We start from the raw sequence: 1,524 nt of genomic DNA on the forward strand, positions 1-1,524 counted from the left end.
CGCGCGCAAGCGTGGGGGGGCCCGCGTGTGTGGGGGGCGCGGGGGCTGGGGGGTGGGGCGGGCCCCGGTGGGGGGGGCGCCGGGGGGGCGCGGGCGGGGGCCCCCCCCCCCCCCCGGCCCAGCGGCGTGCGCACTCAGGCCGGTGGCCGCCAGGCGGGGTCGCGGCCGATGAAGCCGACCAGCCGGGTGCACCAGTCGGCGTGGTCGGGCACCGGTACGGCGGCGCCGTACTGCCCGCTCTGACGCAGCATCTCCTCCATCGGCGCCATGCCCTCGTAGAGCTCCCGGCAGCGGTCCTCGTCGAGCCGGTCGTCCAGGCCGGTGGCCCGCGCCAGGTCCCAGGTGTGCATGAAGACGTCGGAGGTGTAGAACCGCGAGATCGCCTCGGGCAGCGGCTGCGCGGGCAGCCGGGGGTGGGCGAGCACCCGGCCCGCGGTCGCGGGGTCGTCGAGCACCTCCTGGACCGCTGCGGAGTGGGCCTGCCACGCCGCCACCGGGTCGTCGTCCACCGACGGCGCGGGTGGGAGTCGCAGGTCGGATCCGTCGGCGAGGAAGGCGGGGAACCACTCGACGAGGTGCCGGACCACGTCGCGAGCCGTCCACCCGGCCACCGGAGCGGGGGAGTCCCAGCCGTCCGGCGGGACGGCCCGGACCCGCTCGGCGAAGGTGCCCGCGATGCTCCGGTGCTCCGCTGCGGGCTCGGCCGGGATCACCGCGCGTCGCCGACCCGTGCGGCGAGCAGCTCGTCGAGCTTGGCGTAGCCCTCCTCGATGCCCACCTCCATGCCGCTGGCCAGCATGCCCGCGCGCTCCTCCATGGAGAAGACCACGGAGAGGATGTCCACCTCCGTGCGCCCTGCCCCCAGGTCTCGGAACGTCGCGGTCTCCAGGCTCACCGCCTCCGGCATCTCCTCGAAGCCGAAGGTCTGGGTGATCCTCTCGTTGGGCCACACCCGGTGGAAGCAGCCGTAGAAGCGGGCGACGTCCTGCCCGCCGCGGCGCGCCGTGTAGCGGTACTCCCCGCCCGTGCGGAGGTCCCAGGTCTCGATGTCCATCTCGAGGTCGCGCGGCCCGAGCCACTGCGCGACCAGCTCGGGGTCGGCCCAGGCGCGGTAGACCAGGTCGACCGGGGCGTCGAAGGTGCGCACGATCCGCACGGTGGGGAGGTCGGGATCGGCCTCGATCCGGGTCTCGTTGCGCGCGGTGCTGGTGGTCATGAGGCTGCTCCTCGGTGGCGGGGGGTGGGGGACTGGTGATCCGGCGCCGGGCTCTCGTCCTCCTGCAGGCGCTCCAGCAGCGCGTCGAGGCGGCCGAACCGCTCCTCCGCCCGTTGGCGGTAGCGCTCGATCCACGCGGTCATCACGTCGAAGACCTCCGCCTCCAGGTGGACCGGCCGCCGCTGCGCGTCCCGGCTGCGCCGCACCAGGCCGGCCTCCTCCAGCACCTTCAGGTGCTTGGAGACCGCCTGGAGCGACACGTCGTACGGCGCCGCGAGGTCGCCGACCGTCGCATCCCCGGCCGCCAG

3 protein-coding genes are annotated in these 1,524 nt (G+C 75.4%); all 3 read right to left on the minus strand.

Going from position 1 to position 1,524, the window contains the following annotated elements; genetic code table 11:
* Window positions 1-134 precede the first annotated feature (134 nt).
* A complete protein-coding gene (locus ACPOLA_RS19125; protein WP_435772097.1) occupies window positions 135-713 on the minus strand; it encodes a TIGR03086 family metal-binding protein in 579 nt (192 codons plus the stop codon).
* Window positions 710-1,216 carry an SRPBCC family protein gene (locus tag ACPOLA_RS19130; RefSeq protein ID WP_435772098.1) on the minus strand — a complete coding sequence of 169 codons (507 nt, stop codon included), beginning with the start codon at window positions 1,214-1,216 and terminating at the stop codon, window positions 710-712. Before ACPOLA_RS19130 ends, ACPOLA_RS19125 begins: the two co-directional genes overlap by 4 nt.
* Window positions 1,213-1,524, minus strand: a 312-nt coding sequence (locus ACPOLA_RS19135; RefSeq protein WP_435772099.1) for an ArsR/SmtB family transcription factor, incomplete at its 5' end; no start/stop codon positions are given. The genes ACPOLA_RS19135 and ACPOLA_RS19130, both read right to left, overlap by 4 nt.

Source organism: Nocardioides proteolyticus (assembly GCF_051280635.3).
In the GTDB taxonomy this organism is placed as follows: domain Bacteria; phylum Actinomycetota; class Actinomycetes; order Propionibacteriales; family Nocardioidaceae; genus Nocardioides.

Bases quoted from the DNA above. Each gene is read 5' to 3' on its own strand.
- ACPOLA_RS19130 (WP_435772098.1), bottom strand. From the start codon at position 1,216: ATGACCACCAGCACCGCGCGCAACGAGACCCGGATCGAGGCCGATCCC.